The sequence below is a fragment of the Mesorhizobium sp. M7A.F.Ca.CA.003.01.2.1 genome, from assembly GCF_003998945.1.
In the GTDB taxonomy this organism is placed as follows: domain Bacteria; phylum Pseudomonadota; class Alphaproteobacteria; order Rhizobiales; family Rhizobiaceae; genus Mesorhizobium; species Mesorhizobium ciceri.
In genome coordinates this window covers 1-3,033 of record NZ_RZRA01000713.1, presented here as the reverse complement: position 1 = coordinate 3,033, position 3,033 = coordinate 1, and the positions used below count along the sequence as shown (strand labels likewise).

Here is a 3,033-nt window from a genome sequence, read left to right as displayed (position 1 = left end):
TGAGATCATCGTGCTGCAGGACGGCCAGATCGCCGAGCGCGGCACCCATGCCGAGCTGATGCGCAAGCATGGCCTCTACGCCTCGATGTGGGACCGCCAGCGCGAGGCGACCGAGGCCGAAGAGCGGCTGCGCTTGGCTCGCGAAGGCGACGAACTTGGTGTCATCGTCCGCCGGCGCACGTCGGAGGTGAATTGAAGGTTCGGCGTGTGATCTGATTTTTGCACTTGATCTCAACTTAAGTTGAGATTGTAGGCCGTTCCTGGAGCCCAAAAAACACCATGATCCAGGAACGGAGCAATCGAAATGAGCAAGATAAATCAGACTGTTAACGGCGGCAGCGTGTTCAGGGTGGACAAATTCGTCGTCCCGGCCGGCGCCCGCGAGGAGATACTCGCCAAGGTCAGGACAACGCATGAATTGCTGCGCCTGCAGCATGGCTTCGTGCAGGATTTCCTGCTCGAGCAATTCTCCGGGCCGGGCGAATTCAACCTCGTCACCATCGTCGAATGGGAAAGCCAGGCGGCCGTCGACAATGTCGTGCCGATCGTCAAGGCCGCGCACGAGCGCATCGCCTTCAACCCGCAGGAGACGATCGCCCGGCTCGGCGTTCGCGCCGACATCGCCAACTATCAGAGGGTTCCCGGGCTGTAGCAAGGCTGTTACGGCCAGCCGATGCCAGGTGCCGGCGCTTCGACGCTGAACACCTGGCCGGTGCGGGCGTCGCTGACCATATGCTCGAAGCCGCGCCATTCGGCGGCGAGAATGAACAGCGTTTTCCTGTCGGTGCCGCCCAGCATGCAGGCAAAGCAGCCGCGATCGACGGTCACTGTCTGCAGCACCTCGCCGCCTTCACGCACCCGCACGCAACGCTTGTTGGGAACATCCGCATACCAGGCCGCCCCTTCGGCATCGAGGCAGATGCCGTCGGGATAGCCGTCGAGGTCGGCCCAGACCCTTCGGTTGGCAAGGCTGCCGTCGGCGGCAATGTCGAAGGCGGTCAGCCGATTGGCATGGGATTCCGCGACAATCAGCGTCTTGTTGTCCGGGCTCACTGCCATGCCGTTGGCAAAGGCGATATTTTCCGCCACCTGCCGGACCGCGCCGTCCGGCGTGATCAACACGATGGTGCCGGGGCTGAAATGCTCGCCAGAAGCCGGCGCCGGTCCGCCGCCATTGACATAGGTGTTGCCGCGCCCGTCGACGACGATCTCGTTCCAAGGGCTTTTCGACAGGTCACGCAAATCGGCGCGAGTGACGAGGCTCCCGTCGGCCTCCTGTCGTAGCAGCAGCCCTTCGCGGCCGGAGATGACGAGCAGGCGGCCATCCGGCAGCCAGTCAATGGAGTAGGGCAGGACAGCCGGTACGGTGAGCATGACCTCGCGGTTGCCGTCGGCATCGACGGCGATAATCTCGCCGGTGCCCCAGTTGCAAAGCCACAGCCGTCCGTCATGCCAGCGCGGCGACTCGCCGAAAGCGAGACCGGCAGTGACGAGATGCGCTTGGGGGGCAGGTGGTTTCTGCATGTAGGGGACTCCTTGTTGAGTGCGTCAGCATCGCCAAATGGTCCATGATGGCGCTGTCTCACCAAGGACGGGCGAGGCAGCGGTCTGCCGACAGGCACAGAACCGATAATTTTGGTTTGGCTGCTCTTTGCTGAGTTCGCGACGAAGCCTCGAGGTCAGTTTTTGGAGTGTTCTTCAAACTATCGGTTGAAGTGTTCTTCAAAATATTGGTAAGACGCAGTGAAAATGAATTTCAAGCGCCTTTTTATCCACTTTTCCAAGTGATATTCTGCTGACAGACTCTGATCTACCGGTATTGCTTTCCTCCGGGTAAGAAGGCTTTGGAATGTTCGGAATTTTTTCGCGAAAGAAAAGGCTGCAGCAGTCGACAACGATTTCGGCGCACCAGCCGGAGCAACCGACGGCCAGTCCGCGCGTGACTTCAATTGTTGTCCCGTTTTCAGCAGTCGAGCGCGCCGCTAAGGAAAACTACGTTGCTGACCTCGTGACTGCAGTCATGGATTTCGTGACCGCAATGTTTGATCAGGGCCTCTACAAAGATCACGAAATACCGCCGTCAGCGAGGCAGTTTTTTCACGCTTACCTATACGGGATGGAAGTGGCTAATGGCGGCCATAGCCAATTTATTCACAATTACCGTGATCACCTCGATAAAGTCACCTCGGATGTGCATTTGGCTTTGGCTGGAATGCGAGCAGAAAACCATTTAGCTATTTTGAAACAGATGGTTGCTTGGGTCCGGGAACATCCCAAGGAAGCGGAGGAACAGACTGGATTCGAAGGTGGCCGCGCTGATTTCCTTGATGGACTCGACGATCTTTTTTACAAGGAGGAAGACAGCGTCCCGATGCTTGCCCGCGCAGTGGGTTGGATAGCCTCCTGGCCTGAACTGGAGATTGTCGACGATGCCGAATGCCAGGAGGCCACTCTTGACATTGTGATGGCCAACTCCAGGCGCGAACCTCGATTGCGCCATCGTTCGGTGTTCCATCTGAAAGCAGTGATGACGAGCCGACTTGAAGTGGGCATCGGGCTCGCCTGTGCAGCTTTGCCGCAGCCCGAGGTTAAGCTCGGGCTCGGCAAAGGACGGATGTTGGACATAGATGGCGAGAAGCAGATGACATTTCCGGTCGTAACCAACGCCGGCAGGGTGCGTTTGTGCGTAGTCACGCCAACGCATGCGGCTGCATACCAGTACCTGGCTGCTGATGGTACAGAACTGCAACTCGACCTCGGACCGGTCGATAGCGTTGATGAGTTACTTGGCGAAGGTGCTCCACGTGTCGGTCTGAAGCTGTCGCATGTCGGCGCTGATTCAATAGCGACAGTCATCGAACTGGCTGATGAATACGGGGCACCAGCAGCCCTCGACCTTCTTTTGCGCAGGGCTGGAATTGATACGGCAGGAGCAGTTGCTTTGCCATCGATGCTGATTCCGAGCGAGGGAGGATCGGTCGTCAGTTGGACAGTTGCTGCTGACGGTAGACTGCTGTTTTTGGTGTCCTCTCC

3 protein-coding genes and 1 pseudogene are annotated in these 3,033 nt (G+C 58.4%); 3 read left to right on the top strand and 1 reads right to left on the bottom strand.

All coding sequences use genetic code 11. The annotated features are described in order from the left end of the window. Nucleotides 1-196 (top strand): annotated as a pseudogene (locus EN969_RS24210) (metal ABC transporter permease); the annotation flags it as partial. Nucleotides 197-304: 108 nt separating this feature from the next. Then, nucleotides 305-652 carry an antibiotic biosynthesis monooxygenase gene (locus EN969_RS24205; RefSeq protein ID WP_013532546.1) on the top strand — a complete coding sequence of 116 codons (348 nt, stop codon included), beginning with the start codon at nt 305-307 and terminating at the stop codon, nt 650-652. Nucleotides 653-660: 8 nt separating this feature from the next. Here EN969_RS24205 and EN969_RS24200 read toward each other — a convergent pair whose 3' ends face one another. Beyond that, on the bottom strand, nt 661-1,524 hold the full coding sequence (locus tag EN969_RS24200) for an SMP-30/gluconolactonase/LRE family protein (RefSeq protein WP_013532545.1): 864 nt from the start codon (nt 1,522-1,524) through the stop codon (nt 661-663). Nucleotides 1,525-1,849: 325 nt separating this feature from the next. On the opposite strand from EN969_RS24200, the gene EN969_RS24195 reads away from it, so the two are divergent. Beyond that, nucleotides 1,850-3,033, top strand: a 1,184-nt coding sequence (locus EN969_RS24195) for a DUF4375 domain-containing protein (protein WP_127419457.1), incomplete at its 3' end; no start/stop codon positions are given.

What these genes read in the sequence shown, in the direction of transcription:
- EN969_RS24205 (WP_013532546.1), top strand. Translation starts at nt 305, where the DNA reads ATGAGCAAGATAAATCAGACTGTTAACGGCGGCAGCGTGTTCAGGGTG.
- EN969_RS24200 (WP_013532545.1), bottom strand. Translation starts at nt 1,524, where the DNA reads ATGCAGAAACCACCTGCCCCCCAAGCGCATCTCGTCACTGCCGGTCTC.